This is a genomic window from Burkholderia sp. LMU1-1-1.1 (assembly GCF_040675865.1).
GTDB lineage: Bacteria > Pseudomonadota > Gammaproteobacteria > Burkholderiales > Burkholderiaceae_D > Rugamonas.
Genome location: NZ_JBEGHG010000067.1, coordinates 75089 through 100356, shown reverse-complemented (window position 1 = coordinate 100356; position 25268 = coordinate 75089). Strand labels below are relative to the sequence as shown.

At 65.1% G+C, this 25268-nt stretch carries 24 protein-coding genes; 19 read left to right on the top strand and 5 right to left on the bottom strand.

All coding sequences use genetic code 11. The features are described 5' to 3' along the window. Positions 1-214 precede the first annotated feature (214 nt). From MRBLMU1_RS28155 to qhpG, 18 genes are all read left to right on the top strand, one after another. The gene (locus MRBLMU1_RS28155) at positions 215-610 is read left to right on the top strand and encodes a DUF6152 family protein (RefSeq protein ID WP_363508961.1); all 396 of its coding nucleotides are present in this window, start codon (positions 215-217) and stop codon (positions 608-610) included. 82 nt (positions 611-692) lie between these two features. After that, positions 693-1451 carry a hypothetical protein gene (locus tag MRBLMU1_RS28150; protein ID WP_363508959.1) on the top strand — a complete coding sequence of 253 codons (759 nt, stop codon included), beginning with the start codon at positions 693-695 and terminating at the stop codon, positions 1449-1451. A gap of 75 nt (positions 1452-1526) precedes the next feature. After that, a complete protein-coding gene (locus tag MRBLMU1_RS28145; protein ID WP_363508956.1) occupies positions 1527-3032 on the top strand; it encodes an alpha/beta hydrolase domain-containing protein in 1506 nt (501 codons plus the stop codon). Between the two features lie 74 nt (positions 3033-3106). Then, positions 3107-3595: a DUF6644 family protein gene (locus tag MRBLMU1_RS28140; protein ID WP_363508953.1), complete on the top strand. Its 489-nt coding sequence runs from the start codon at positions 3107-3109 to the stop codon at positions 3593-3595. A 35-nt stretch (positions 3596-3630) separates the two neighbouring features. Continuing rightward, positions 3631-4116, top strand: a complete 486-nt coding sequence (locus MRBLMU1_RS28135) for a DUF6644 family protein (protein WP_363508950.1) — start codon at positions 3631-3633, stop codon at positions 4114-4116. Continuing rightward, positions 4113-4766 (top strand): DUF6162 family protein, encoded by a 654-nt coding sequence (locus MRBLMU1_RS28130; RefSeq protein ID WP_363508947.1) that lies wholly within the window; start codon positions 4113-4115, stop codon positions 4764-4766. Before MRBLMU1_RS28135 ends, MRBLMU1_RS28130 begins: the two co-directional genes overlap by 4 nt. Continuing rightward, positions 4763-5692, top strand: coding sequence for a metal ABC transporter solute-binding protein, Zn/Mn family (locus MRBLMU1_RS28125; protein ID WP_363508944.1), 930 nt, complete (start codon positions 4763-4765; stop codon positions 5690-5692). The genes MRBLMU1_RS28130 and MRBLMU1_RS28125 overlap by 4 nt, the downstream gene beginning before the upstream one ends. Positions 5693-5705: 13 nt before the next feature. Continuing rightward, the gene (locus MRBLMU1_RS28120) at positions 5706-6383 is read left to right on the top strand and encodes a metal ABC transporter ATP-binding protein (RefSeq protein ID WP_363508941.1); all 678 of its coding nucleotides are present in this window, start codon (positions 5706-5708) and stop codon (positions 6381-6383) included. A gap of 10 nt (positions 6384-6393) precedes the next feature. Further along, positions 6394-7299 (top strand): metal ABC transporter permease, encoded by a 906-nt coding sequence (locus MRBLMU1_RS28115; protein ID WP_363508938.1) that lies wholly within the window; start codon positions 6394-6396, stop codon positions 7297-7299. 35 nt (positions 7300-7334) lie between these two features. Continuing rightward, positions 7335-8309 (top strand): metal ABC transporter solute-binding protein, Zn/Mn family, encoded by a 975-nt coding sequence (locus MRBLMU1_RS28110; protein ID WP_363508935.1) that lies wholly within the window; start codon positions 7335-7337, stop codon positions 8307-8309. Continuing rightward, positions 8306-8644, top strand: a complete 339-nt coding sequence (locus MRBLMU1_RS28105; protein WP_363508932.1) for a hypothetical protein — start codon at positions 8306-8308, stop codon at positions 8642-8644. The genes MRBLMU1_RS28110 and MRBLMU1_RS28105 overlap by 4 nt, the downstream gene beginning before the upstream one ends. Positions 8645-8651: 7 nt before the next feature. Beyond that, complete coding sequence (locus MRBLMU1_RS28100) at positions 8652-9488, top strand: DUF4198 domain-containing protein (protein WP_363508929.1); 837 nt, start codon at positions 8652-8654, stop codon at positions 9486-9488. Positions 9489-9641: 153 nt separating this feature from the next. Further along, complete coding sequence (locus MRBLMU1_RS28095; protein WP_363508926.1) at positions 9642-11744, top strand: TonB-dependent receptor; 2103 nt, start codon at positions 9642-9644, stop codon at positions 11742-11744. A gap of 302 nt (positions 11745-12046) precedes the next feature. Next, positions 12047-13630: a ferritin-like domain-containing protein gene (locus tag MRBLMU1_RS28090; RefSeq protein WP_363508923.1), complete on the top strand. Its 1584-nt coding sequence runs from the start codon at positions 12047-12049 to the stop codon at positions 13628-13630. A 9-nt stretch (positions 13631-13639) separates the two neighbouring features. Continuing rightward, complete coding sequence (locus MRBLMU1_RS28085) at positions 13640-15049, top strand: hypothetical protein (RefSeq protein ID WP_363508920.1); 1410 nt, start codon at positions 13640-13642, stop codon at positions 15047-15049. Next, the gene (locus tag MRBLMU1_RS28080; protein WP_363508917.1) at positions 15046-15900 is read left to right on the top strand and encodes a hypothetical protein; all 855 of its coding nucleotides are present in this window, start codon (positions 15046-15048) and stop codon (positions 15898-15900) included. The genes MRBLMU1_RS28085 and MRBLMU1_RS28080 overlap by 4 nt, the downstream gene beginning before the upstream one ends. Continuing rightward, the gene (locus MRBLMU1_RS28075; RefSeq protein WP_363508914.1) at positions 15890-17290 is read left to right on the top strand and encodes a radical SAM/SPASM domain-containing protein; all 1401 of its coding nucleotides are present in this window, start codon (positions 15890-15892) and stop codon (positions 17288-17290) included. The genes MRBLMU1_RS28080 and MRBLMU1_RS28075 overlap by 11 nt, the downstream gene beginning before the upstream one ends. Positions 17291-17292: 2 nt before the next feature. Next, a complete protein-coding gene (gene qhpG, locus MRBLMU1_RS28070) occupies positions 17293-18780 on the top strand; it encodes a flavin-dependent monooxygenase QhpG (RefSeq protein ID WP_363508911.1) in 1488 nt (495 codons plus the stop codon). A 300-nt stretch (positions 18781-19080) separates the two neighbouring features. On the opposite strand, the gene MRBLMU1_RS28065 is transcribed toward qhpG, so the two are convergent. From MRBLMU1_RS28065 to MRBLMU1_RS28055, 3 genes are all read right to left on the bottom strand, one after another. Continuing rightward, complete coding sequence (locus tag MRBLMU1_RS28065) at positions 19081-19668, bottom strand: transmembrane anchor protein (RefSeq protein WP_363508909.1); 588 nt, start codon at positions 19666-19668, stop codon at positions 19081-19083. A 27-nt stretch (positions 19669-19695) separates the two neighbouring features. After that, positions 19696-20421, bottom strand: a complete 726-nt coding sequence (locus MRBLMU1_RS28060) for a HupE/UreJ family protein (protein ID WP_414646123.1) — start codon at positions 20419-20421, stop codon at positions 19696-19698. Between the two features lie 122 nt (positions 20422-20543). Further along, complete coding sequence (locus MRBLMU1_RS28055) at positions 20544-20816, bottom strand: hypothetical protein (protein WP_363509609.1); 273 nt, start codon at positions 20814-20816, stop codon at positions 20544-20546. Between MRBLMU1_RS28055 and MRBLMU1_RS28050 the strand changes: the two genes are divergently transcribed. Further along, positions 20815-20979: a hypothetical protein gene (locus MRBLMU1_RS28050; protein WP_363508906.1), complete on the top strand. Its 165-nt coding sequence runs from the start codon at positions 20815-20817 to the stop codon at positions 20977-20979. The genes MRBLMU1_RS28055 and MRBLMU1_RS28050 overlap by 2 nt on opposite strands. Before the next feature lie 17 nt (positions 20980-20996). Here MRBLMU1_RS28050 and MRBLMU1_RS28045 read toward each other — a convergent pair whose 3' ends face one another. Further along, positions 20997-24221, bottom strand: coding sequence for a CusA/CzcA family heavy metal efflux RND transporter (locus MRBLMU1_RS28045; RefSeq protein WP_363509607.1), 3225 nt, complete (start codon positions 24219-24221; stop codon positions 20997-20999). Further along, a complete protein-coding gene (locus MRBLMU1_RS28040; RefSeq protein WP_363508904.1) occupies positions 24221-25222 on the bottom strand; it encodes an efflux RND transporter periplasmic adaptor subunit in 1002 nt (333 codons plus the stop codon). Before MRBLMU1_RS28040 ends, MRBLMU1_RS28045 begins: the two co-directional genes overlap by 1 nt. Positions 25223-25268 lie beyond the last annotated feature (46 nt).

Here is a 25268-nt window from a genome sequence, read left to right as displayed (position 1 = left end):
TGATGAGGCGCTAACCCGAATCGGCAACCCGTCCGCCGCGGCGCCGAAACCGCCACAGCACGGCGGGCGGCGATGGGCACGGGTTCATGAGCGCCGGCAAGCCAATAGCCCGAATCGGCAACTCGAGTCCTCGGCGGCGCTAAAACCGCCCTTGCCCCCTAGCGGAGGCGCGATGCATATGACAAACTAAATCCATAAAAAAATGGAGATGACAGTGATAAACCAACCCACCTACCCGCCGTGCCCGAGCAGAAGGATCTTTCTGCTGTCTACTGTCACACTCGCGGTCGTTTCGTCGACCGCGTCCGCACACCACTCGTTCGCCCTCTTCAACAAAACCAAGCAGGTGTCGATCAAGGGCGTCGTCGGGCGCTTCGACTGGGCCAATCCGCATGTGACGGTGTATGTGGATGCGGAAGGCAAGCCAGCCCAGCGCTACAAGATCGAGACCGGCAGCACCAACGCCCTGTCCAGGTCCGGTTGGAAGTCCGATCTGATCAAGGTTGGCGACAAGGCGGAGGTGACCTTCAATCCGCTGAAGAACGGCGATCCCGGCGGCTTGCTGGTCGAGATAAAGATCGGCGGCGTGGTCCTGTCGGGCGGGGGATGACGATGCGCGGCGCAGCCTGTTTCGACACCGACCACACCAATCCACTGGAGACCTCCCTGTGAAAACGCCACGAAGCACCAGCATGGCCAAGCTGGCCCTCGTCGTCCTCGCCGCTGCCGCCGGCGCGTTCATCGTATCCGGATGCGGCAAGCCCGCCGAAGTGAAGCAGCCCGCCGAAGCGAAGAAGCCCGACATCAGTGGAACGTGGGAAAGAACCCCCGACGACTGGTTTGGCGAGGACCCGGATCGGCCGGTGCTGCCTGGTGGCAAGCCCGCGCTCAAGGAGCCCTTTCTGAGCCAATACACCGCGCTGAAGAAAAAGCTGGCCGACGCCGACGAATCGGGGGCCCCGATCGCCACCACGAGCAGCAAGTGCCTGCCGGAAGGCATGCCGACCATGATGACGGCGCTCTTTCCGATTGAAATCATCCATGACAGCAAGAAGGTGGTCGTGCTCGGAGAGTATCTGCAGCAGGTGCGCCGCATTCTGCTGACCGAGCCGATGCCGCCGAAAGACAAGTTGGACCCGATGTTCCAGGGACATTCGCGCGGCCGGTGGGAAGGTGACACGCTCGTCGTGGAGACCCTCGGCATCCGCCCCGAGGCGAAGCTGTACGACATCCCGCACGGAAAAGACATGAAGATCACGGAGCGATTCCGGCTCAAGGACGCCGATCATCTGGAGAATCAAATCGTGATCGAAGACCCGGAAGTCCTCAACGCGGCGTACCGCTTCACCCTCGACTACAAGCGGTCCGACTACAAGATCCAGGAATACGTCTGCGAGAACAACACCCTCGAGTTCCGCAGCGACGGCAAGATAGGCCTCGGTCGCAAATAAATGCTGGGCGTCGCGCCGCCTCGCCGCGGCCGGCGCGGCCATCCACCACCCACTCCGAAAAGCATAGCCACTGAAATGAATGCGATCTCAAGCAAGCTTGGGCGCGCCGTGACGACGGCCGCCCTGTCGTTGACACTCCCGCAATCCGCCATGGGCGAAGTGCCGGGCATGCCCACGCTCGTCGCCGTCCCGAACTCCGGCAAACCGCCCTTGTCCTCGGCCGACCGGCCCGGCACGGAATACAGCGACCTGGCCCGGCATGGATACCAGGAAGAAGAATACTACCTGTCCGGCATCGCCCCCGCCATCACCGCCGCAGGCGAGCAGTTGCTCCGGGCGCCCTACACCACGCGCATCCTGATCCGCAAACCGGTGGACCCGGCGCGCTTCAACGGCACCGTCGTGATCGAGCCGTTCAGCTGGTTTGGCGAGCGTGGCGCCGGCTGGATACTCACCCGTGAGTATCTGCTTCGCCAGGGATATGCCTACGTGGGCTATACGCTGAACATCAACAAGCCGCGGCGCGACCCCAAATTCCTCTCCGATAAATTGATGGAGGTCGCCGACGATGTCAAGCAGTATGGCCGCATCGTCAACTTCGACTTCATGCGCCGTTACGACTACGCCCGCTACGCGCCGCTGGGCGCTTATTACGATCCGGAGCGCTTCAAACGTGGCGGCGCGCCGGATCCCTTCCCTCCGCAGGCGCAAGCGATTGCGGCGCAGCTCGCGATGGTGTTGAAATCCAATTCCCCGACCGGCCCGCTGGCCAATCTCGATGTGCGCCGGGTCTATGTCAACAGTTGGGCGGTCACGGCGCAGGTGTGGATGGATTACCTCGATCAAGGCCGCCACCAGCAATGGCGCATGCCGGATGGACGCCCCCTGATCGATGCCTACATGACCGGCCGCATGGCCTATGGCGAAGTCGGGGGCGACGTCGTTCGCGTGCCGCGCAAGATGCCCGGCGATGCCCCGTTCGTGACGGTCTACAGCCAGTCCGAATTGATGCACGACGCGATCGAAGGCATCGAATTGCCGCCGGACACGGACAGTCCGCAACTTCGCTACTACGAAGTGACCGGCATGCCGCATCTTCGGTTGGCGGACCTCGGCACCGAGCATACGGAACGCTTTGCCGCCGATGTCGGCAAGGCAGGCGATGCGCGCTGCCGGACCTTGTACGACGAACCCGTCCAGATGGTCGTCTCGGCCCTGCTCGACGGCATGGACCGCTGGGTGCGGGAAGGCACGGCGATGCCACGGGCGCCCCGGGTGGAACGCAAGGGCAGGTCGGTGGTGCGCGACCCGGCGACCGGCAACATGCTCGGCGGCGTGCGCCCTCCCTGGATCAGCGTGCCCTCCAGCCGCTACATGACCGACCAGGAAACCAACTGCGGCCTGGTCTACGACACCAAGATTCCCTACTCCCGCGCGCAGCTGCGCAAGCTGTACGGCACCAGCGGGAACTACGCCGAGCAATTCGAGCAGGCCAAGGCGCGATCGGTCAAGGAAGGCTATCTGCTGCCGGCGGACGCCGCGACCTTGCTCCCGATCGCGAAGAAAAGGGACTTTGAATGACAACCCGGCTGCCTTCGCCAGCGCGCCGGCCGCCCGCGGCCCGCGATGCCTATCCCCCACAAGGAAGATGACCCATGTCCTCAGAGACGTTTATCACCTGGCTGTATGAGTCGTCGCTCAGCGCCCTGATCCGGGACGTGTTCTGGATCGTGCCGACCGTACAGTGCATTCACATCCTGGCCATTGCCGTGATCGTCGGTTCGGCGCTGGTATCCGACCTGCGCCTTGCCGGCATGCTGGCCACGGACGAGCCTTTGGCCGAAGTCGTGCGCCACTATTTCCCCTGGATGTGGCGCGCGCTCGTCGTGTTGCTGCTCACGGGACTGGTCATGGGTATCGGCGAGCCCGACCGCGTACTGACGAACACGACGTTCTGGCTCAAGATGGCCCTGGTCGCCACGGCATTCTCGTTGACCTGGCTCACGCGGCGTCCGCTGCTGTCCCCGGACGCGGCGGGCGGCGGCGCGCGATGGACACGTTTCGTCAAGCCGTGCGCGTGGCTGTCGCTGCTCCTGTGGATTTGCGTGATCGTTTGCGGGCGCTGGATCGCCTACGCGATCTGACCCGCCCCCATTGTCCCCTGCCACCTCCAATGCCCATGACCTCCATTTTCCAAGCCATACACGATTCCCCGGTATCGCGCTTCATCCGGGAGGCCACCGTGGCATTTCCGGCGCTCGAATCCTTGCATGTGATTGCGTTCACGCTGGTGCTGGGCACCATCGTCATCGTCGACCTGCGGCTCATCGGCCGCCTGTCGCACCGACGCGGCGCCGCGCGCCTTATTCGGGAGCTGCTGCCGTTCACCTGGGCGGCCTTCGTCGTGGCCGTCGCGACGGGGCTGCTGATGTTCGCCTCGAACGCCGTCACCTACGCCGAGAACAGCCTGTTCTGGTGGAAGATGGCCGTGCTGGTGCTCGCGGGGGCCAACATGGGCATTTTCCACCTCGGCGTTTATCGGCGGATAGCGGAATGGGACGCCGACTTCCCGCCACCACGGTCGGCGCGCCTCGCGGGACTGGGCTCGATGCTGCTCTGGACCGCCGTGATTGTGCTCGGCCGATACATCGGGTTCACCACATGACAGTCGTGCGCCGCATCTCCGGCCAGCCCGAAACACTGGCGATATTCTGCACGGTGCTGGTACTACTCGGCAGCCTGGCCGGCTATGTGCTGACCCGTCCCGCCAACCCCGGCCGCCCGCCCCTCCTCGGCTGGCAGGTCGGATCGTTCGACGGCCTCGGCCCGGCCGACCAAGCGATCCACGGCGCCCTGCTGTCGGCGGCCGAAGAGATCACCTGGTTCAACAACGATACCGGCGGCTGGATCACGCTGGAGGAAGCCGAGCGGATGCGGCTTCCCCCCTTCTATCACGACGTGTTCTGGAAAACCAATGGCGAAGTGCGCTGGCAGCTGATACTGCCCGGCGCCCACCACGGGACACCCGCGACCGCCTCGCAAAATGCGGTTTTCGAAGGTACCAAAGGCCAGGGCGCGACCGTGTACTACGGTTCCGCCGGCCGCGCGCGGGCGCAAGGCGCTTACCTGCTGGTGATTGGGCATGCGCACGCCGGCGCGATGTGGACCAACCAGGCGACGATCTGGATCCACCGCGACGCCCACGCGCCCTGTCCGGACATCGTCAAAGCCGAAGCGCTGGTGGGCCAGGGCTGGCGGCAAGTCATCGCCTACAACGGCGCCAGTGAAGTCGAGCGGCTGAAGGGAACACCATGATCGAGGGGATGAACGGTATTTCACCGGGCCGGCGCCGGCTGGCGATCTTCCTGATGTTGTTGGGAAGTGGCGCGGCCGGACAGGCGGCCGCGCCGAAGCGGTTGAAAGTGGGCGTCACATTGCACCCCTACTACAGCTTTGTCGCGAACATCGTGCGGGAACGCGCCGACGTGGTCCCGCTGATTGCCGGAGATGCGAATCCGCACAACTACCAACCGCAAACCGCGGACATCAAGCGCGCCATGACGCTCGATGCGCTGGTGGTGAACGGTATCGGCCACGACGAGTGGGCTTTTGAAATCGTCAAGGCGGCCGGCCGAAAAGGGGCGCTGCCGCTCATCTATGCCAATGCATCGGTCGCGCTCATTCCGATCGGCGGCGATCAGGGCGGCGCCAAGGTCGTCAACCCCCACACGTTCGTGTCCACCACGGCGGCCATCCAGCAGGTCTTCGAGATCACGCACCGCCTGGGCGCTATCGACCCGGACAATGCCGCCGCGTACCGGGCCAACGCCGCCGCCTACACGGCGCGCCTGCGCGCGTTGCGCGCGGAGTTCATGGTCCGCTTCGCCAATCTCGACCTGTCCTCGTTTCGATGTGCCACGATGCACGCCGGCTACGATTACCTGATGCAGGAGTTCGGCCTGTCGGTCGCGGCGGTCATCGAACCGCGCCATGGCGTGACGCCGACCGCACGCCAGCTGGCCAACACCATCGATGTCATCAAGAAGGCCAACATCCGCGTGCTCTTCACGGAAAAGTACTTCGCCCTTGGCCTCGGCAAGGCGATCGAGCAGGCCACCGGGGTGAAGGTGTACGCACTTTCCCACATCACCGACGGTCCCTACACGGCGGACAGATTCGAGGTGGAGATGCGCGAGAACCTCAACACCTTAGCGACGGCCATCGAATCGACGCGCCCTTAAAGGAAGACGACCGATGCGTGGACCGGCTCTTGTGTTCGATCATGTCTCGCTGCAGCTGGGCGGGGTGCGCATACTCCATGACGTGACGTTCCGCGTGGAGGCCGGGGCGCTGCACTTCCTCGTCGGCCCCAACGGCGGAGGCAAGACCTCGCTGGCGCGCGCCCTGCTGGGGCAGATGCCGCATGCGGGAGACATCATGCTGGACGGCAAGGTGTCCGGCCCCATCGGATACGTTCCGCAGTCGTCGGAATTCGACCGCAACTTGCCCATGACGGTGGACGACGTGATGGCGCTGTTCAACCAGCGCCGGCCGGCCTTCCTGGGGAGCTCCCGCTCCGCCCGTGCCGCGAGCGCGCGGGCGCTGAAACGAACCGGCGTCGAGGCGAAAGGCAATCAACCGTTCGGCGGCCTGTCCGGCGGCGAGCGGCAGCGTGTGCTGCTGGCGCAAGCCTTGAACCCGGCGCCGTGGTTGTTGGTGCTTGACGAGCCCGCCACCGGCATCGATGAACAGGGCATGCGCATGGTCGAGGAGGTGGTGGCCGAAGTCAACGCGCGCGGCGTCACCGTCCTGTGGATCAACCATAACCTCGAGCAGGTGAAGCGTCTCGCCACAAGCGTGACCGTTCTGAATGGTCGGGTGGTTTTCCACGGCGCCCCCGCCGATGTGCCCGACTGGGCGAATTTCAACTGAGGACAGACCGGTGACGCCAATATATGAATTCATCCGCAACCATCTGCAGGCGCTTGCCGCCAGCAACGTGTTGCCGCAGCCTTTACAATACGAATTCGTGATCAATGGGCTGCTGTGCGCGCTCGTCATCGGCCCCCTGCTGGGCGTGCTGGGGACCATGGTCATGATCAAGCGCATGGCGTTCTTCAGCCAGGCGGTCGGGAACGCGGCGATGACCGGCGTGGCCATCGGGGTGCTCATCGGCGAGTCCTACTCGTCGCCCTATGTATCGATGTTCGCGTTCTGCCTGTTGTTTTCACTGACCCTGAAGTACACCCAGTACCGGACAAATCTGTCCACCGACACGTTGATCGGCGTATTCCTGTCGATTTCGCTAGCGCTGGGCGCCTCGCTATTGTTGTTCGTGTCCGCCAGGATCAACACCCACGTCATGGAAAGCGTGCTATTCGGCTCCATCCTGACGGTCGATCATACCGACATGAACGTGCTGCTGATCGTCACGTTGATATGTGCCTGCGTCGGACTGCCGATGTACAACGCCATGCTGCTGGCCAGCATCCACCCCAGCCTGGCACACGCGCGCGGGGTACGGGTCCGCATGGTCGAGTACGTGTTCGTCGTGATGGTCACGCTCGTCACCGTGGCCTGCCTTAAGATCATCGGCGCGGTGCTGGTCGAGGCCCTGCTTCTGATTCCCGCAGCGGCGGCCCGCAACGTCAGCCGCACGCTGGGTCAACTGGTCGCCCTTTCGGTGGTGATCGCGACGCTGTCCTGCGTGTTCGGCGTCCTGGTGCCCATGCAGTTTAATATCCCCGTCCCCACCGGCGGGGCGATCGTGCTCGTCGCCGCCGCAATTTTCATTGCGACCACCGTGGTCCGGGCGACCGCCCCGCGCTTCCGGGGAGCCGCCCTATGAGGCGGCCATGGAAATCGTGTCGAAGCTGGTTGGCGATGCTCGCCTTGATAGGGAGCGGCCTGGCTGCGGCGGACGCGGGCGACGGGGGACGGCGCGTCCTCACGGCGCTTCCGGCGCTGCACGCACTGACTGCGACCCTGTGCGAGGGCACCCGAATCGACGTCTCGCGCTTGCCTGCCGGGACGGCCGTCCCGATGGAAGCGCAGTCCAACGCGCTGACGCACCTCCAAGGCGAATTGTTCACAAAGGCCGACGCGGTCGTCACGCTGCGCGGCCTGTGGCGCGCCGATCCGCTGTACCCGGTGGCGCGCAGCCACAACCTTGGCATCATCGAGATCGACGCGACGCGCTCCTGGGACGCGGCGAAGCCGGGCTTGGCCGTGGTCGAGACACCAAGGAATGACGTCCCGTGGGGCGAACAATCCGGCCAGGAGGCCGGCCCGTCGCCCTACGCTTGGCTCGGCGCCGACAACGGCGCGCGCATGGCGGCGCTGATTGCCGCCGACTTGATGCGGCTGTCGCCAGCCGATGCGAACCGGATAGCCCGGAACCTCGCGGCGCTCGAACAGCGTTTGCGCCGCTTGAAAGCCGGGTACGGGGTGCGCATGGCGGCGCTGCGGGACCCGAAAGTGCTGTCGTTGGCCAACGAGTTCGCCTACTTGCTGGGCGAGTTCGGCGTGTTCGTCGAAGGCTGGGATGCCAGACAGGACGTCGACTGGCGCGACAGCGACCGCTCCGCCCTGAGCGATTACTTGCGCCGGCGCGACATTCGCCTGGTGGTGCACAAGTGGAGACCGGACGAGCGCATCGTCAAGGCGATCGAGCGGGGCGGCGCACGGTTGCTGATACTTGACGCTGGCAACCCTGGCCTTCTTGCCGGCGAGGACGGCGAGTACGAAGCGCTGCTGAGGTGGAACATCGATACCTTGTTGACGGCGTTGGAAACCACGGCCGACGATGCGGCGCGGCCCGCCGGCGATTCGCCCCCCATCGAAGCCCCTTTTAAATGAAAGAGAAAAGCCATATGGAATGGATAGTTATCGTGCGATGGGTGTCTGCCGCCGCCCTGCTTGCGCCTTGCGCGGCGGCCTGGGCCCACGCGCCCGTGCTCGACTGTTACATCGAACCAGACAAGGTGCATTGCGAGGCCGGATTTTCGGACGGAAGCTCGGCCGCCGGAAGGCCCGTCAAGGTGCTCGATGCCCAAAACAAGGTGCTGCTGGAGGGCAAACTCGACCAAGCGGGCGTGTTCGAGTTCAAGCCGCCTCCCGAGGCGTACCACGTCACTTTCGTCGGCGGCGACCACCATGAGGTCACGGTGTATAGCTCCAATTTTTCCAAATGAGGTTACCATGAAAATCAAACCGTTTTTTTCGAGCACCTTGCTGTTCGCCCTGGGTGGTTTCCTGCCATCCCTGCCCGCCCAGGCGCATTTTCAGACACTCTATGTCGCGGAATCGGCGCTCGAGCGCGGCGACAATCTGGAGTTCGCGCTGGTGTTCACACATCCGTTCCAAGGCGGTCCGACCATGCCCATGGGCGAGCCGCGTTCCTTCAGCATGACCAGTTACCGGGCCGGAGCGGAGCCCGTGGTAACCGACCTCCGCAAGTATCTTCGCCCCATTGAATGGGAGGGCGGTGGTCGGCGCGCCGCGGCCTATCAGGCATCCATTCCACGGGAGGTGGTGCGCTCGCTTGGCGACCATGTCTTCCTATTGGAGCCTGAACCTTACCTGGAAGCCGGGGAAGACATGTATATCCAGCAGTTCACGAAGGTGATCGTGAACGTGGGCGGGGTCCCCAGCGGATGGGCCAACACACAGAATCTGCCGGTTGAAATACAGCCGTTGTCGAGACCGTATGCGAACTGGACCGGCGGCATCTTTCGGGCCATCGTGCTATCTGGCGGCGTGCCGGTTCCCTTTGCCAAGGTTGAGGTCGAGTACATGAATTATGCCGTCGACCTTCACAAGCGCGGCTTCGGGGGCAAGCCGCAAATAAGGGCGCCCCATCCCGCGTACGAACGCCTGAGCGCGTTGGCCGATGTCAACGGCGTCGTTGCCGTCGGCTTGCCCAAAGCGGGATGGTGGGGCATCGCCGCGCTCGATATCGGTGCCGAAAAAGTCCATAAAGGCAAGACGATGTCGCAAGACGCAGTGTTGTGGGTACAGGTCAAGGACATGGAGTGACCCTGTGGCGCGATCCTGAAACACCACCGCCAGGCCGGAAACAGGTTCGCTTTTTTCCTTTTTTCGTCCCCGCAATCCACGCTACCGCCTTGCGGCTGTTCGTTTGCCTTGCGCACGCAGGCGTGCCGCCTGCATCACAACAGAGGTACTTCAATGATCCAAACCAGCCCTAACGATGCCACCTTCCTGCGTCCCATCGCCGCCGCCGTCGCCCTCTTGTGCGGCGCCAGCGCGTGGGCGCAACAAGCCGAAGTGATGCCAACCGTGACCGTCCTGGGGGATGCCTCGCATGAAGGGCTGGGATTGACCCGCCAGGCCGCGACCGCCAGCCGCCTGAACCTGACGGCCCAGGAATTGCCTGCCAGCGTAGATTCGCTCAGTGCCGACACCATGCAGGCACGCGGCGATCTGCTGGTCAAGGATGCCGTCACCCGAACCACCGGCCTAACCGACATCAGCTCGCCGGGGAATGGCGTCGCCTACTCCGCGCGCGGCTTCAGTGGCACCGGCTCCATCGCCTTGCTGGAAAACGGCCAGCGTCCGCAGGTCGGATCGGGCACCGCCACCTACCCTGCCGACCCTTGGGGCTATGAATACATTGAAGTGCTGCGCGGACCCGGCTCGGTGGTCTATGGCAGCGGCACCACCGGCGCCACCATTAACGCCGTGCGCAAGGCGCCCCAACGCGCCACCACCTTTGAAGCGATGGCCGGCATTGGCCACGGCAAGTCGGTGCGCGGCGGCGTTGGCGCCACCGGCGCACTGGGCGAAAAAGGCGCGCTCCGCATTGACGCCTACGCCGACCGCAGCGACGGCTTCATCGACCGCGGCAACTCGCGCCACGGCAAGATCCTGACCAGCGTGAACTATGCGCTGGCACCGCACCTGGACCTGGACCTTTCGCTCGACCACTTGGAGCAAAAACCGCAACGCTATTTTGGTACGCCGCTGGTTGACGGCCGCATTGCGGGTGAGCTGCGCCGCCAGAACTACGACGTCGGCGATGCCGATATTTCTTTCACCGATGACAAAGCCGTAGCGCGCCTGAGCTGGCGCGTGACGCCGGCGCTGACCATCAGCAACGAGCTGGCCTACATGAAGGCGCGCCGCACCTGGCGCAACGCCGAATACTATTACTACGACAGCGCCGCCAAAGTCGTCGAGCGCAGCGATTACATCGCCATCCGGCACCATCAGGAACAGACCGGCAACCGTCTGGAAGCACGCTGGAACGGTGGTGCCAGCCGCGTGGTGGCGGGCTGGCAAGCGGCCGCCATCAACTTCCAGCACAACAATAACTCGCCTTATGGCGGCTTCTCGGTGGTGGCGCCGATCGGCTTCAACCCAGGCCTGTTCGACAGCCCTGACATAGTGAAGCCAAACTTTCGCACCCACACGACCACCAACGCGCTGTACGCCGAAGACGCCTACAGCATCAGTGACAGCCTGCTGCTGCTCGCCGGCGTGCGCCGTGACCAGTACAAGGTCGAGCGCGTAAGCCTGCTCGGCGCCGCCGGTTTCGATTCGAAGCTGGGCTCGAACGCGCTGCGCACGGGCCTGACGTGGAAGCTGGCCGCCGATACCTCGCTGTACGGCCAATTCAGCAGCGGCAGCGACCCGGTGAGCAGCCTGCTGTCACTGAACCTGGCCAACAGCCGCTACCGGTTGACCGGTTCGCGCCAGCTGGAAGCGGGCGTCAAGCAGGCGCTGGCCGGCGGCAAGGCCGAGTGGACGGCGGCCCTGTACCACATCACCAAGGATGACATCATCACCCGCGACCCGGCCAACCCGGCGCTGTCGATCCAGGGCGGCTCGCAATCGTCGCGCGGCGCCGAACTGGGCGCCAGCGTGGCGCTGGCGCAGGCATGGCGTCTGGAAGCCAACGCGGCCTACACCGACGCCCAGTTCGACCAGTTGATCGAAAGCGGTAACCTGTCGCGCGCCGGCAACCGTCCATCCGACGTACCAAAGGTCTCGGCCAACTTGTGGCTGAACTACCGCGCCCGTGGCTGGCGCGGCGCGCTGGGCGCACGCCATGTCGGCGAGCGTTTCATCGACAACGCCAACACCCAGGCGCTGCCGGCCTACACCACCTTTGACGCGTCGTTGGGCTGGAATGCCAGCCCCAATGTGCTGGTACAACTGAACCTGCGCAATCTGGGCAACAAGCTGTACGCCGCCACCTCATACAGCGCCGCCCAGTACCTGTTGGGCGAACGTCGCCACGGTGAATTGACCGTGCAGTGGCGTTACTGATCGTCGCGGCGATGGGGGCGTGGAAACGGCAGCAGCTCGTGCTGCGCTGGTTCGGCTAGCGCATCGTCATGTCTCCGGACGCGCGGGTAACAGGCGCCCGTCGTGAAAAGGCTGCCGACTGCAGCAATGAAAGTTGCATTAATTGAAATTTTTGACGGCCATTCTACGTGCCCTTTCTCCATCAAAAACTATCCAATAATCACTTTTTGTAAACATTTTTTTATTGTTTACTTCGCCATAAATCGTTGCAATACTGATCAGATCAAGTAGTCGTTCCTTCACTTTACGTCAAGGGAGTGGCAATGCGAGCATCTCAGATCAGGCGCCATTTGGGCGCGGCCGGCCAACCGCTGCCGTCCACCGGCACGGCGCGCGGATTGCAGGCCTCCGCCGCCCCGGGGCTGGAGGCGCCCCCCGAAGCGCCACTGTACAACCTGGAATTTTCCCCACGCGACTACGTCGCCTACCTGCTCTCCATCGACGCCGAGATCGAGCATTGCCTCATGGTCCAGTACCTGTACGCCGCTTATTCGCTGGGCGGACCACAGGTGCCGGAAGTCTACCGCGACCACGTGCGCAACTGGCAAGAGGTGATCCTCGGCATCGCCAAAGAGGAAATGGGCCACCTGATGTGCGTGCAAAACTCGCTGCGCCTGATCGGCGCGCCGCTGCACCTGGAGCGGGAGGACACGCCGTGGGACGTGCCGTTCTATCCCTTCCCCTTCATGCTCGAACCGCTCACACTCGATTCGCTGGCCAAATACGTGTACGCCGAGTCGCCCGAGGACTGGGACGGCGGCGAGCTCGGCGACGAAATCCGGCGCCGCGTCATGGCCCAGACCAGCACGCCGCATCGGGTCGCCGAACTGTTCCACCGCCTGATCCCGCTGGTGAGCGATCCCGGCAACCTGCCCGACTCGACCTTCGACGCCTCGACCTGCCAGGCCCAGGCCGATTTCGCCGAATGGGGACGCGGCTACAAGGGCGGCCATCGCGGCGGCAGCGTCAGCAACCGGGTCGGTGCCGGCGGCGGCAGGGACGGCGCGCCGCGTCAAACGCCGGATGTGCTGGTCGTGCCGCAAACCTGCCGCGACGATATGGTGGCCGCGCTCGAGGCCGTTGCCGAACAGGGCGAAGCCACCACCGGCACGACCGCCTCGCATTTCGTACGCTTCCTGAAGATCTACAGCCACATGCGCGCGCTGATCGAGAAAAAGCCGGTCTCGTCCGAGCTGTGGCACGCGGCCCGTCCGGCCGCCTTCGATGCCGCGCGCTGGGCCGGGCTGCAACCCGAGGCCCACTCGGCGCTGCTGCACGCCGACGCCAGGCACGGCTGGGCGCCGGCGCGCGCGGTCGCCGTCAACCCGTATGTCTCGCTCGATCCGGAGCCGTCGCCATCGAACGGCGTGCCCACCACCCGCATCACCGACCCGACGTCGGCGCTGTGGGCGACCCTGCACAACCTGCGCTACCGCATGCTGCTGACCTACCTGACCCACAGCTTCACCTTGTATGGCGGTCTGGACAACACAGCCGGGATCACGCCGCGCGGCGCCATCATCAACGCCACCTTCGGCGAGATGTACAACCTGCGCGCCCTATCGGAAATCCTGATGCAGTCGCCTGTGTCGGCCGACGACCCGGACGCGGGCTACGCCGGACCACCGTTCCAGATGCCGTACACGCTCAACAGCCCGTTCGGCGAGGCCGACAAGTGGCGCGGCCACCTGGACCTGCTGACGGCCGCCGAAAACCTGATCCAGGCACTGCTGCCGCTGGCGCCGGAGCGCCAGGTTTACCTGAACTCGATGCGCGAGGCCGACAAAAACATGGTGGCGCTGGCGCAGCGCATCCTGTCCGGCAGCATCGACACCGCCCTGATCTAGGAGTCCGCCATGCCCATCTTGGAATTGAGAATATTGCCGCCGGTGGCCATCGGCCGCCTCGGCGGCGGCGACCGGCCGCTGGACGCCTTCGAGCTGCAAACCGACCCCGACAATCCGCTCGACTATCGCCGCATCGTGCCGTGCCCGACCCTGGAGGTCGATCCGGTCAGCGGCCAGATCGTGCGCGCCTTCGTGCCCGAATCGATCCGCTTCAAGGACGCGCACCACAAGATCCGCCCGGTCGCACCGTTCCTCGAGGTGTACGCCCGCACCAGCGACGCGCCCGACGATTTGCAGCCGTTGACCACCACGCTGCTGGCCCGGGAGGGACTGTCGCTCGAGCAGCTGCATTGGGACATCGAACTGTCCAACATCAAGCTGTTCCGCCGCACCGGGGCGCTCGACGACCAGATCCACGCCAAACTGCTGGGTTTGAAGGGCCACGCGCGCCGGCAGATGCTGGGCGAGTGCGCCAATTTCCTGCCCGGCCGCAAGCTGCCGCTGGGCCACGTGCAGTTCATCGCGCCGACGGCGGACTTTCCGGAAATCCGCCTGCGCTACACGCCGGCCGCCGGCCTGGTCTACGGCAGCCGCACCGAACGTTACGAGGTGGATCAGAACGGACAACCCCAGCTCAAGAAGGACCCGATCATTCATTCCGACGCGCAGGTGCTGTACGACCCGAGCAAGCCATGGCTCGGCTATTGGGAAGACCTCGGCCCCGAACTGACCGCGCCGGCCAGTATCTACGCCGGCTACCAGAACAGCGATCAAAACCAGGTCAGCTGGGGCTATCTGGACGACGAGTGCGACGGCTCGGCCAAGGTGGTGCTGACGCTGGCCGACGGCAGCCAACTGGCCGCGCGCGCGGTCATCGGCGCCGGTCCGCCGGCGTTCGCGCCGGACACGCTGCCGATCCGCGTCGTGTCCGACGAAATCGAACAACTGCTGGACGGCACCGAGGTGCGCGAGGACGAGGTCTCGCTCGACGACGCCACCGCGCTGGTGCTGCGGGCGCTCGAGAGCGTGCGCCTGATGAACACCGCCGTGATGAACGGCAACCCGGTCAACGGCAGGTTGAACGTGGCCAGCACCATGGTGCGGCAAAACACCAACGACTTCAATCGCTACTACGAGCCGATCGCCGCCGCCACGCTGGTCGACAATCTGGCCCTGCGCGCGCTGCACGAGCGGGTGTTCAGCGCCCTCGCCGGCGGCGGCGCGCCCTGGTTCGCCCAAGCCCTGCGCCAGCCCGAGGAAATCGGCGACCTGTCCTCGGTGGCGCTGCGCAAAATGCCGGCGCTGATGCGCGGCGCCGACGGCCGCGGCCTGGTGCTGACCCGGCGCCAGATCGATATCGTCGTCAAGGCCGCCCGCAACGCGATGTTCGCCAACCCGACCGCTCCAGGAGAACCATGATGGCCGCCAACCCGACCACGCTCAAGGCCAACAACCTGACCGCGCAACTCCATCACCGCGGCACCGGCAATCCGGCGTCGGTGCTGCCGCGCAGCGCCATCTCCAATTGCTTTCCCGGTCTGGAATTCGATTTCCGCAACCTCTGGCGACGCGCCTTCGAGGGCATCGTACTGGTCGAAAACAACAACTATGTGATCGCCGCCGATCCGCCCTACGAGGACCTGCTGAACCGCCGCCTGCTGCGCTTCGACAACCTGGAGTTCGGCACGATGGTCGTCACCACCGGTCCGGTATTCCCCGACGACACCACCAATCCCCCGGCGACGCTGCCCACGCAGAACAACCCCAACGCGGTGTCGTTCATGGAATGGTCGAATTCGATCGCGCGCCTGCAGAAAAAGCAGGGCCAGTGGATCGAGTGCGAATTCACCGCCGATTGCGATTTCACGGAACCTCACAAGGCCACGCGGGAAGTGATCTGGAAGCCGGGCATGGAGACCAAGAAGGTGGCGTTGAAGCTGCGCCCCTTCTTTGAAGCCGGCAGCGCCGCGTTCAACCCGGAGCTGCTGCGCCCGGGGGAACTGACGCAAGGCCTGTGCGCGCCCTGGCAGAACGATTACCGCGAATGCGCGTGCTACTACTGGGCCGCGTCGCGCCCCGACTACGTGAACGTCGAGGCCGGCGAGGATGGGCTGTCGCGCGGCGACATGTGGTTCGCCAAGAAGCGCACCGGCCAGTACATCCCGGACAACCGCAGCGACAGCCGGCTGCTGTCCTACGACGACCTGTTCCGCGCCTGGCAGGAGGAGCTGAAATTCATCATCCGCGGCAAGGACGCCGATGAATCCTGAGCCCGCCACCGCATCGGCGGACAACAGCGCCTGGGCCAGATCGCTGAGCGAGCGCATCGTAGCGGCGTCGCGCCCGCGCCATCGCGACGCGCACCTGATCGAGGACGCCCAGGGCGCGCAACTGCTGATGGTCAACGGCAGCCGCCTGTATCACCTGCCGCCGACGTTGACCTCGGCGTTCCGCCACGCCCTGGGCGGCGACGACGCCGGCGCGCTGCAACGGCTGGTCGACAGCTGCGGCCTGCAGGCCGAGCCCATGATCGACGACAGCCCGCTGGCCGCGCCGCCGTTGCACGCGTTGTCGCTGGCGATCGCGCAAAAATGTAATCTGGGCTGCACTTATTGTTACGCGCAGCAGGGTGAATTCGGCGGCAAGGCCAAGAACATGACACGGGAGACGGCGCTCACATCCGTCGATCTGCTGCTGGCGGGCGCGGCCCCGGGCGCCAAGGTCAATCTGGCGTTCATGGGCGGCGAACCGCTGTCGAACCGCCCGCTGCTGCGCGAGGTCACCGCGTATGCCAGCGCTGAAGCGACCCGACGGGGGATCGACTGCCGCTATTCGATCACCACCAACGGTACGCTGCTCAACGTCGACGACGCCGATTTTTTCGAGCTGCACGGCTTTGCCGTCACGGTCAGCCTGGACGGCGCGGCCGAACAGCATGACCGGCTGCGCCCGTTCAAAGGCGGCCAGGGGTCGTTCGAGCGGATCGTCGCGCGGATCGAGCCGCTGCTGTCGCGCCAGCGTCGCATGCAGGTATCGGCGCGGGTCACCGTCACGCCATTCAACATGAACCTGCCGAAGACGCTGGACCTGTTCATCGGCATGGGCTTTCACAGCGTTGGTTTCTCACCGCTGCTGCGCGCCGCCAACGGCCAGGCCGAAATGGGCCCCGACGACCTGGCCGAAATGCTGGAGGCGATGATCGCCTGCGGCCTGACGTTCGAGCAGAACGTGCTGCAGGGACGGCGCTACCCGTTCAGCAACATGCAGAACGCGCTGCGCGAACTGCAGCGCGGCACGCACCGGCCCTACCCCTGCGGCGCGGGCGCCGGTTATTTCGGCGTGTCGGCGGACGGCGAACTGTCGGCCTGCCACCGCTTCGTCGGCGACGAACAGGGCGCGATGGGCACGCTGGAGCAGGGTGTGGACCCGCAACGCCAAGCCGTGTGGCTGCGCCAGCGCCATGTGCACCAGCAGCAGCCGTGCGGCAGCTGCTGGGCACGATACCTGTGCGGCGGCGGTTGCCACCACGAGGTGCTGGCGCGCGGACGCGGCGCCTGCGACTACATCCGCGGCTGGCTGCACTACACGATAGGCGCGCACCAGCGCCTCAGCCATCTCGCGCCGGAGTGGTACGGCGCGGCGCCGGCGGACGCCCACTAACCATGGCGGACGGCGCCTTCGACGCTTTGATCATCGGCGCCGGACCGGCCGGGGTCGGCGCGGCGTTGCGGCTGCGGCAATTCGGCTATCGGGTCATACTGATCGACCGCAGCGCCGTCTGGCCGCGCCAACAAGTCGGCGAAGCGCTGACGCCGGGCGTGCAGAACATCATCGCCCTGCTGGACGCGAACGACGCCTTGTCCGGCGTGCCGCATCTGGCGGGACGCCCGAGCCGCCTGCTCTGGCGCGGGCGCGGCGCGGAAACGATCGCCGACGGCGGATCGGCCATGGTCGATCGCGCGGCTTTCGACGCCGCGCTACTGGCGCTGGCGCAGAGTCGCGGGGTCCAGCTTGAACGCCCGGCACAGGTGCGGGAGATCGGCGGCGGCGCCGGCGACTGGCGCGTACAGCTTCGTTGCGGCGAGGCCGACATCAAGCATATCGCCGCCCGCCATATCATCGATGCGGGCGGGCGCGGTGGCCAGGCACGCGGACAGCGCCTCGACTGCGCCCCGCGCCTGGCGGCGATGTGGATGGAAATCCCCGCGGCCGGCCTGCCGGCGGAGCTGCTTCAGGCCACCCGAACCGAGGCGCTGGAACACGGGTGGTTATGGGGGGCCGCCCTGCCCGGCCGGCGGTATCGCATCATGCTGGTGTTCGATCCGGCCGCCGCGCACGGGGCGCCCCCGGGTGCGCCGGCCGCACGGCTGCGCGCCGCCTGCGCCGCCAGCGAACTGTTCGCCCCCTTGGCCGCACTGGCGGGCGGCGACGTCGTCCAAATGTGCTCGGCCACGCCGTATCTGATGGCCGACAGCTGGCAGGACGGCCGCATGAAAATAGGCGACGCCGCTTTCGCGCTGGACCCGATTTCTTCCTCCGGCGTCGAAAAGGCGATGCGCTTTTCGCTGCAGGCCGTGGTCGCGGTCCACACCCTGCTCAGCGACCGGACATCGGCAAGCGCCGCCCTGGGCCGCGAATTCTACGAACATCGCCTGATCGAAACCTGCGCACGCCACGCCCACTGGACGGCCGCGTCCTACCGGCAAGCCTGGTGCGCGGACCGGCCGTTCTGGCGGCAGCGCTCGGCCATCCGCTTCATCCCGCCCTCCCCGACCTCATGGCCGGAGCTGCAAGCCCGTTTGTATGACGCCAGCGTGCAACTCGACCGCTTTCAGGAACCCCAATTGCGTCCGCTGGCCTCGCTCGATCCGGCACGGGCGCTGCGCCTGAACGAGAACGCGAGCCTGGTTCAAGTGCCGTGCGTGATCGCGGACCGGGTGCGGCTGCTTATGGCGGTGACCCATCCCCATTTGGAGCGGCCGCTGGCGTTCCTGGAGGACGAATCGCTGGCTCCCCATCTTGAGCGCTTAAAGCAGGCGCAGACGCTGGACACCGTGCTGCGCCAGTTCGGCTCCAGCATGCCCGATGGCAAGGCCCGTAAGATCACCGCTTGGCTATGGCAGCATGGCTTGATTGACAGCGTCCATTGATGCGGGACCATGGTGCTCATCCCGTGGAATGACAAGCGGCGTGAGGACTTGGGCGACCAACACACTACCCTCGCCACCACCATCGACGGGGATACCTGAGTCTGCGGGGAAGCCGTCGCCGGCGTTGCCGCCGTCGTGGTGGGCCGCGTGGTCGACCCTAGGCCGAATGGGCGTGCGTCCCTGTTGTTCGTGCCAAGGCGACCGGGTGCTCGCGAGTTGCAGTCCCCGGACGAATAATAGCGGCGCCGCGATTACGCAACGGCTAGAACAAGTCGGGATAAACACGTTACCTTCCTACGGTCACGAAGGACGGTACAGTTTTTCTTGGAAGCCGCTCACCTTGACGTGGATGGTCACCGGCTTGTCACCCTTGTTGCGCCAGAACCAGCCATGGATGCCGTCGAACGGCGCCGTGAATGCGCCCTTGCCGCCCGACTGCTGCGCCACCTTCCAGTACGTGGTGAACTCGTTGGGTTTGGCATTGTACGGCTCGCCATGCATGTCGGCCTTCACCGGGCCGTCGGCATCCCAGCTAAACACAAAATGCTGGCCCCGCTTGATGCTGGCCTTGATCTCGGCGCCTTCGCCCGGCTGCAAGGTTATCGACATAGCGTCGTTGCGCAGCGGCAAGTCGGTCTTCTCGACCGGCTCGGCACCTTTTCCGCTGGCGGTCGGCAGCACGTCGGGCGCCGCCGCAGCGGCGGAAGCGCCTGCGCCCTGCGCCTTTTTCAAGCCAAGCAGCGCGCCGACGCCGGTGGGGTCGATGCCGTACTCGGCTGGTAGCACGGCGACCGTCAAGATCGCGGCCGCCGCCAGCGCGGCAAGGCCGGTCGCCTTGCCCAGTTGCGGCAGGGTTGGCAGCGGAGGATTGTCGTGGGTGGTGTTCATGGTGTTTTCCTTGTTCAATCCCGGCCGTCAGGCGGCCGGTGTGGTGACGTAGCCGGCGATCTGGTAACCCATCAGCACGAAGCCGCACACCATCAGCGCCACGTTCGCGTTAAAGGCCTGGCTGCGGAACGAGGCGCTGCGGCGCCAGAAGCCCATGGCGATCAAGATCATGCTCAGCGCGCACAACTGGCCGATTTCCACGCCGACGTTGAACGAAATGATGTTGGGCACCAAGCCATCCTGCGACAAGGTGAGCTCCTGCAACTTGGTGGCCAGGCCGAAGCCGTGGAACAGCCCGAAGATCAACACTGCCGCCTTGGTGTTGGGCTGGAAGCCGAGGAGGCGCTTGAGCGCGCCGATATTGTCGAGTCCCTTGTACACGACCGAAAAGCCGATGATGGCGTCGATCAGGAATGGGTTGATGTGCGTGGAGCTCAGCACGCCCGACAACAGGGTCACGCTGTGGCCCACCGCGAACAGCGTGACATAGGCGCCCACGTCCTTCAGGCGATATAAAAAGAAGATCACGCCGACCAGGAACAGCAAATGATCGTAGCCGGTCACCATGTGCTTGGCGCCCAGGTAGATGAACGGGATGATGTGGATGCCGCTGATCTGTTCAAGATAGGCCTTGTCGTCGTCGGTAACGCCATGCGCCATTGCGGACTGGCTGAGCAACAACATCAGCAGGCCGAGCACACACAGCCGGAGCAGCGGCGGTCGGATAAAGCGATACGAGGCCCAGTGCGGCATGGTGCTCCTTCGATGATCAAACGGTGAGTTGCGGCGTTGATTCATTACACCATGCAACCGGCATGCGTATGTGGCGTTTGCGCCCCCGTGCGGCGCACAATCCTTGGTTTTGCGCGCCCGATTCAGCATTGCTTGCGGTGCGCGCGGGCGCCATACGACAGCGCGCGCAACTGCTCAAGCTGCTCGGCGTGGGCGCTTTGCTGGCGTTGGCGATGTTGCGCGGTTTTAATGCCGATGATTGCAATCGCCCCCCAGGGGAATCCAGCAACCGGAGCTTGATCCCAAGACAGCAAGACACCAGCTGCGACGATGAGCAGCATGCCGGCGAAGATGCGGCGGCCGAAGTTTTCCTTGAAGACGAACCACGCCAGCACCGAGGTCAGCACGCCTTCCATGTTCAGCAACAACGAGGCCGACGAGGCGGAGACGCTATTACTGCCGATCGGGGACGAAAACCACGTTGCGGACCTCCTTGACCGGGAGGTCCGCCGTCGATTATTTTCCCACCACATCGCCTGTGACGACGCGCTTGTCGGCAAAAGTAACCATCGCCTGTGAAGGTCGCTTCGAATTCCTCAAGTTGGTAGCGGCATGGCGGCCGGCTCGCTGTGACGGCGACGCAGCACCATGCCGGTAATGGCAGGCAGCACGAACAGCGTCAGGATGGTGGAGGTGATCAAGCCACCGATGACGACGGTGGCCAGCGGCTTTTGCACCTCGGCGCCGGTGCCGGTGGCGATCGCCATCGGCACGAAACCCAACGACGCCACAAGCGCGGTCATCAGTACGGGCCGCAAACGCTCCATCGCACCGTCGATGACGGCGGTGGCGGCCTCGATGCCGTCGGCCAGACGCTTGTTGATGGCCGAGATCAGCACCAGGCCGTTCAACACCGCCACGCCCGACACGGCAATGAAGCCCACCGCTGCGGAGATCGAGAACGGGATGCCTCGCAGCACCAATGCGAACACGCCGCCGGCGAGCGCCAGTGGCACCGCCGTCAGGACGGTGGCGGTCAGCATCGCACTGCCGATCGCCAGATACAGCGCCGCGGAAATGAGCACCAGGCACACCGGTACGATGATGGTCAGCCGCTCGGTGGCGGCGCGCAGGTTTTGGAACTGTCCGCCCCACTCCATCCACGAGCCGGTCGGCAGCTTGACCTCCTTGCCCAGCCGGGTTTGGGCCTCATCGACATAGCTGCCCATGTCGCGCCCCACCACGTTGGCCTCGACATAGATGCGGCGTTTGCCATTGTCCCGGCTCACTTCGTTCAGGCCCTGCGTGAAGCGGAACTGCACCAGCTGGCGTAGCGGTACCGAGGAGCGTTGCCGCTCCCCGACGGCGGGCAGCATCACGGGCAAGGCGCCGAGTTCGTCCAGATTGTCGCGCAGCGCGTTGGGCAGGCGCACGACGATGTCGAAACGGCGGTCGCCTTCAAAGATCTGGCCAGCCGGACGTCCTGCCAGTGCGGTCGACACCGTATCGGCCACTTCCTTGACGGTCAGGCCGTAGCGCGCGATGGCGGCGCGGTCGAACGCGATATCGAAGGTCGGGAAACCTTCCGTCTGGGCCACGCGCACGTCTGCCGCGCCCGGCGTCTTGCGCAGCACCTCGGCGACCTGTTTGGCGCTTTGGGCCAGCTGCTCCAGGTCCTCTCCGTAGATCTTGACGGCCACATCGCTGCGCACTCCACCGATCAGCTCGTTAAAGCGCATTTCGATCGGCTGGGTGACATCATAGTTGTTGCCGACGATGGAGGCGGTCTTCGCGCGGATGCGCTCGATCACCTGTTCCTTGGTGGTGACGCCCGCCGGCCACTCATTCTTCGGCTTGAGAATGATGTAGTTGTCCGACGCGTTAGGCGGCATCGGGTCGGCCGCCAGACTGGCGGTTCCCGCCTTGGAATAGACCGTTTTTACTTCCGGCAGCGTCAGGATGGCAAGTTCGATCGGCAGGTCCAGCGCCAATGACTGGTCGATACTGGTCGATGCGATCCTGACCGATGACAGGTTCAAGTTCTGCTCATCGAGCGTCGGCATGAATTCGCGGCCCACGAAGGAAAACGCGGCCGCCGCCAGCGCCACCACCGCCAGGCCGGCGCCGATGAAGGGCAATGGGCGGGCCACCGCCCTGCGCAGCCACGGTTCGTAACGGGATTTTGCGGCAATCACGACGCGCACTTCCTTCTCCGATACCAGGCCCGTCATCATCACCGCGAGCAACGCCGGCACGAAGGTGAGCGACAGCACGAAGGCCGAGCCCAGGGCCAGCATCAGCGTGATGACCATCGGCGAGAACATCTTGCCTTCCACGCCCTGGAACGTCAGGCACGGCAGGAATACCAGGAAGATGACCAGTTGACCGTAAATGGTCGGTCGCAGCATCTCGCGCGACGACTCCACCACTTCCTCCATGCGCTCCTTCAAGGCCAGCAGCCGGCCTTCCTTGTGCTGGCGCCGCGCCAGTCGCCGCAAGGTGTTCTCCACGATGATAACGGCGCCGTCGATGATCAGACCGAAGTCCAGCGCGCCAAGGCTCATCAGGTTGCCGGAGATGCCAAGCGAATTCATGCCGATGGCGCTCATCAGCAGCGACAGCGGAATCACCAGCGCGGCGATCAGCGCCGCCCGCCAGTTGCCCAGCAGCGCGAACAGGATGGCGATCACCAGCAATGCCCCTTCCGCCAGATTCTTGGCGACAGTGGAAATGGTCGCCACCACCAGTTGCGAGCGGTCCAGCGTGGGCACGATGACGATCCCTTGCGGGAGCGTGCCCGACACCACTTTGAGCTTCTCGCCGACCGCGTGCGCCACGGTGCGGCTGTTCGCGCCCACCAGCATCAGCGCGCTGCCCACGACCGTCTCGTAGCCGTCGCGGCTGGCGGCGCCCCTGCGCAACTCGCCACCGACATTGACGTTTGCCACTTGGTCGACCGTGACCGGCACGCCGTTGCGGGTGGCGATCACGGCACGGGCCATCTCATCCTGGGTACGGATGCGGCCATCGGCGCGCACCAAATAGGACTCGCCCGAACGCTGGATGTAGTTGGCGCCGACCGACACATTGGCATCTTCCAGCGTGCGCGCCAGATCGGCAAACGAAACGCCATGCGCGGCCAATTTCGCCGGATCAGGTTCGACCACGTATTCCTTCACATAGCCGCCGAGGGAATCGACATCGGCCACGCCCGGCGTGGTGCGCAGTTGCGGCCGGATGATCCAGTCTTGCACGGTACGCAAATATGCCTGCCTGGCGACGTTGTCCGCCAGGCGCTCACCTTGTTCGGTCAGAAAACTGCCATCGGACTGCCAGCCCGGTTTGCCGTCCTTGCGTGGCGCGCCTTTGCCTTCGGGATGGGCGTACTCGACGCTGTAGTGGAACACTTCGCCCAAACCGGTGGATACCGGCCCCATCTGCGGTGTGGCGCCCTCCGGCAGATCCGGCAAGGCGCGCGCAAGCCGCTCGGACACCTGTTGACGCATGAAGTACAGGTCCGCGTTCTCTTTGAAAACGGCGGTGACCTGACTGAATCCGTTGCGCGAGAACGAGCGCACGCTTTCCACGCCGTTCAGGCCCGACAACGCTGTTTCGATCGGGAAGGTGACGCGCTTTTCGATTTCGACGGGACTCAGCGTCGGCACCACGGTGTTGATCTGCACCTGCTTGTTGGTGATGTCGGGCGTGACGTCGATCGGCAGCACATTGAGCTGCCAGGCGCCCGCCAAAGCGACCACCAGGGTCAAGAACAGGATCAACCAGCGAGAGCGGACCGAGCCGGTAAGTATGGAATCGATCATCATTCGTCCTTGGCGCTCTTGATCATGTCGGCCTTGATCAGGAAGGCATTGCGCGTGGCGACCTGCCGTCCGGCCGTGACGCCCGAGACAATCTGCGCCACGCCACCGCTGCGGGTACCGACCAGGACCGGCTGCGCAAGGAAGCCGTCTCTGGTGCGCACGAACAGCACGTCATGCCCCTCGACGTTCTGCACCGCATCTTCCGGCACCACCATGCCGGCCGCCCCGCTCTTGACGTGCAGGCGCGCTTGCACGCCCTCCCCCACGATCAAATCGCGCGTCGGCGATATCGGCGTCAGGACGACGGTCGCGGTGCGGGTGCTGCCGTTGACCGTCGGCGTGACGGAGCGCACTATGGCCTCCACCGGGGTGCCGCTGGCGGCGATGATGGTGGCCTTGTCCCCGGCGGCGACGCGGCCGATCTCGGCAGCCGGCAGGGAGGCCTCGATCTGCGCTTGCCCTGGGCCGGCGACGCGGAACAACTCGGTCTGCGGCTGGACGAAGCCGCCCAGCGTTACCGTTTGCGCGGTGATTTTTCCGCTGATGGGACTGACCACGGCCACCGACTTTCCGTCTGCCGCGACCTGCGCCGCTTTCGCGACCGAGGATGCGCGTAGCGCCTCGCTTTCGGCGACCGTCAGTGCCGATTGCGCCGCCTCCATTTCCTGGCGCGGCGTCACGCCTTGGGCAAACAGGCTCGACTCTCGCGCGTAGCTCTTGCGCGCCAGATCCGCTTTGGCCGCCGCGACGTTGCGGTCAGCCGTCATGGCCGCCGCCTCGGGCGAGTCCACCTGGGCCAGCGCCTCACCAGCGCGCACGGTATCGCCCAACTGGCGGTTCACCCGCGTGACGTTGCCGGCGGCGCGGGCCACGATCACCGCCTCGCTGTTCGGCGGCGCCACCACCGTGCCGGCGGTCAGGATTTCTGCTTGCAGGCCGCCATTACCGACCGGCTCGACGGCGATCTTGGCGGCGGCCAGATATGCGGCGGGAATCTTCACCTCGACCGTCGCGTTGTCGCCTGCCGGTGGCGCTGAGGCCGAGGGT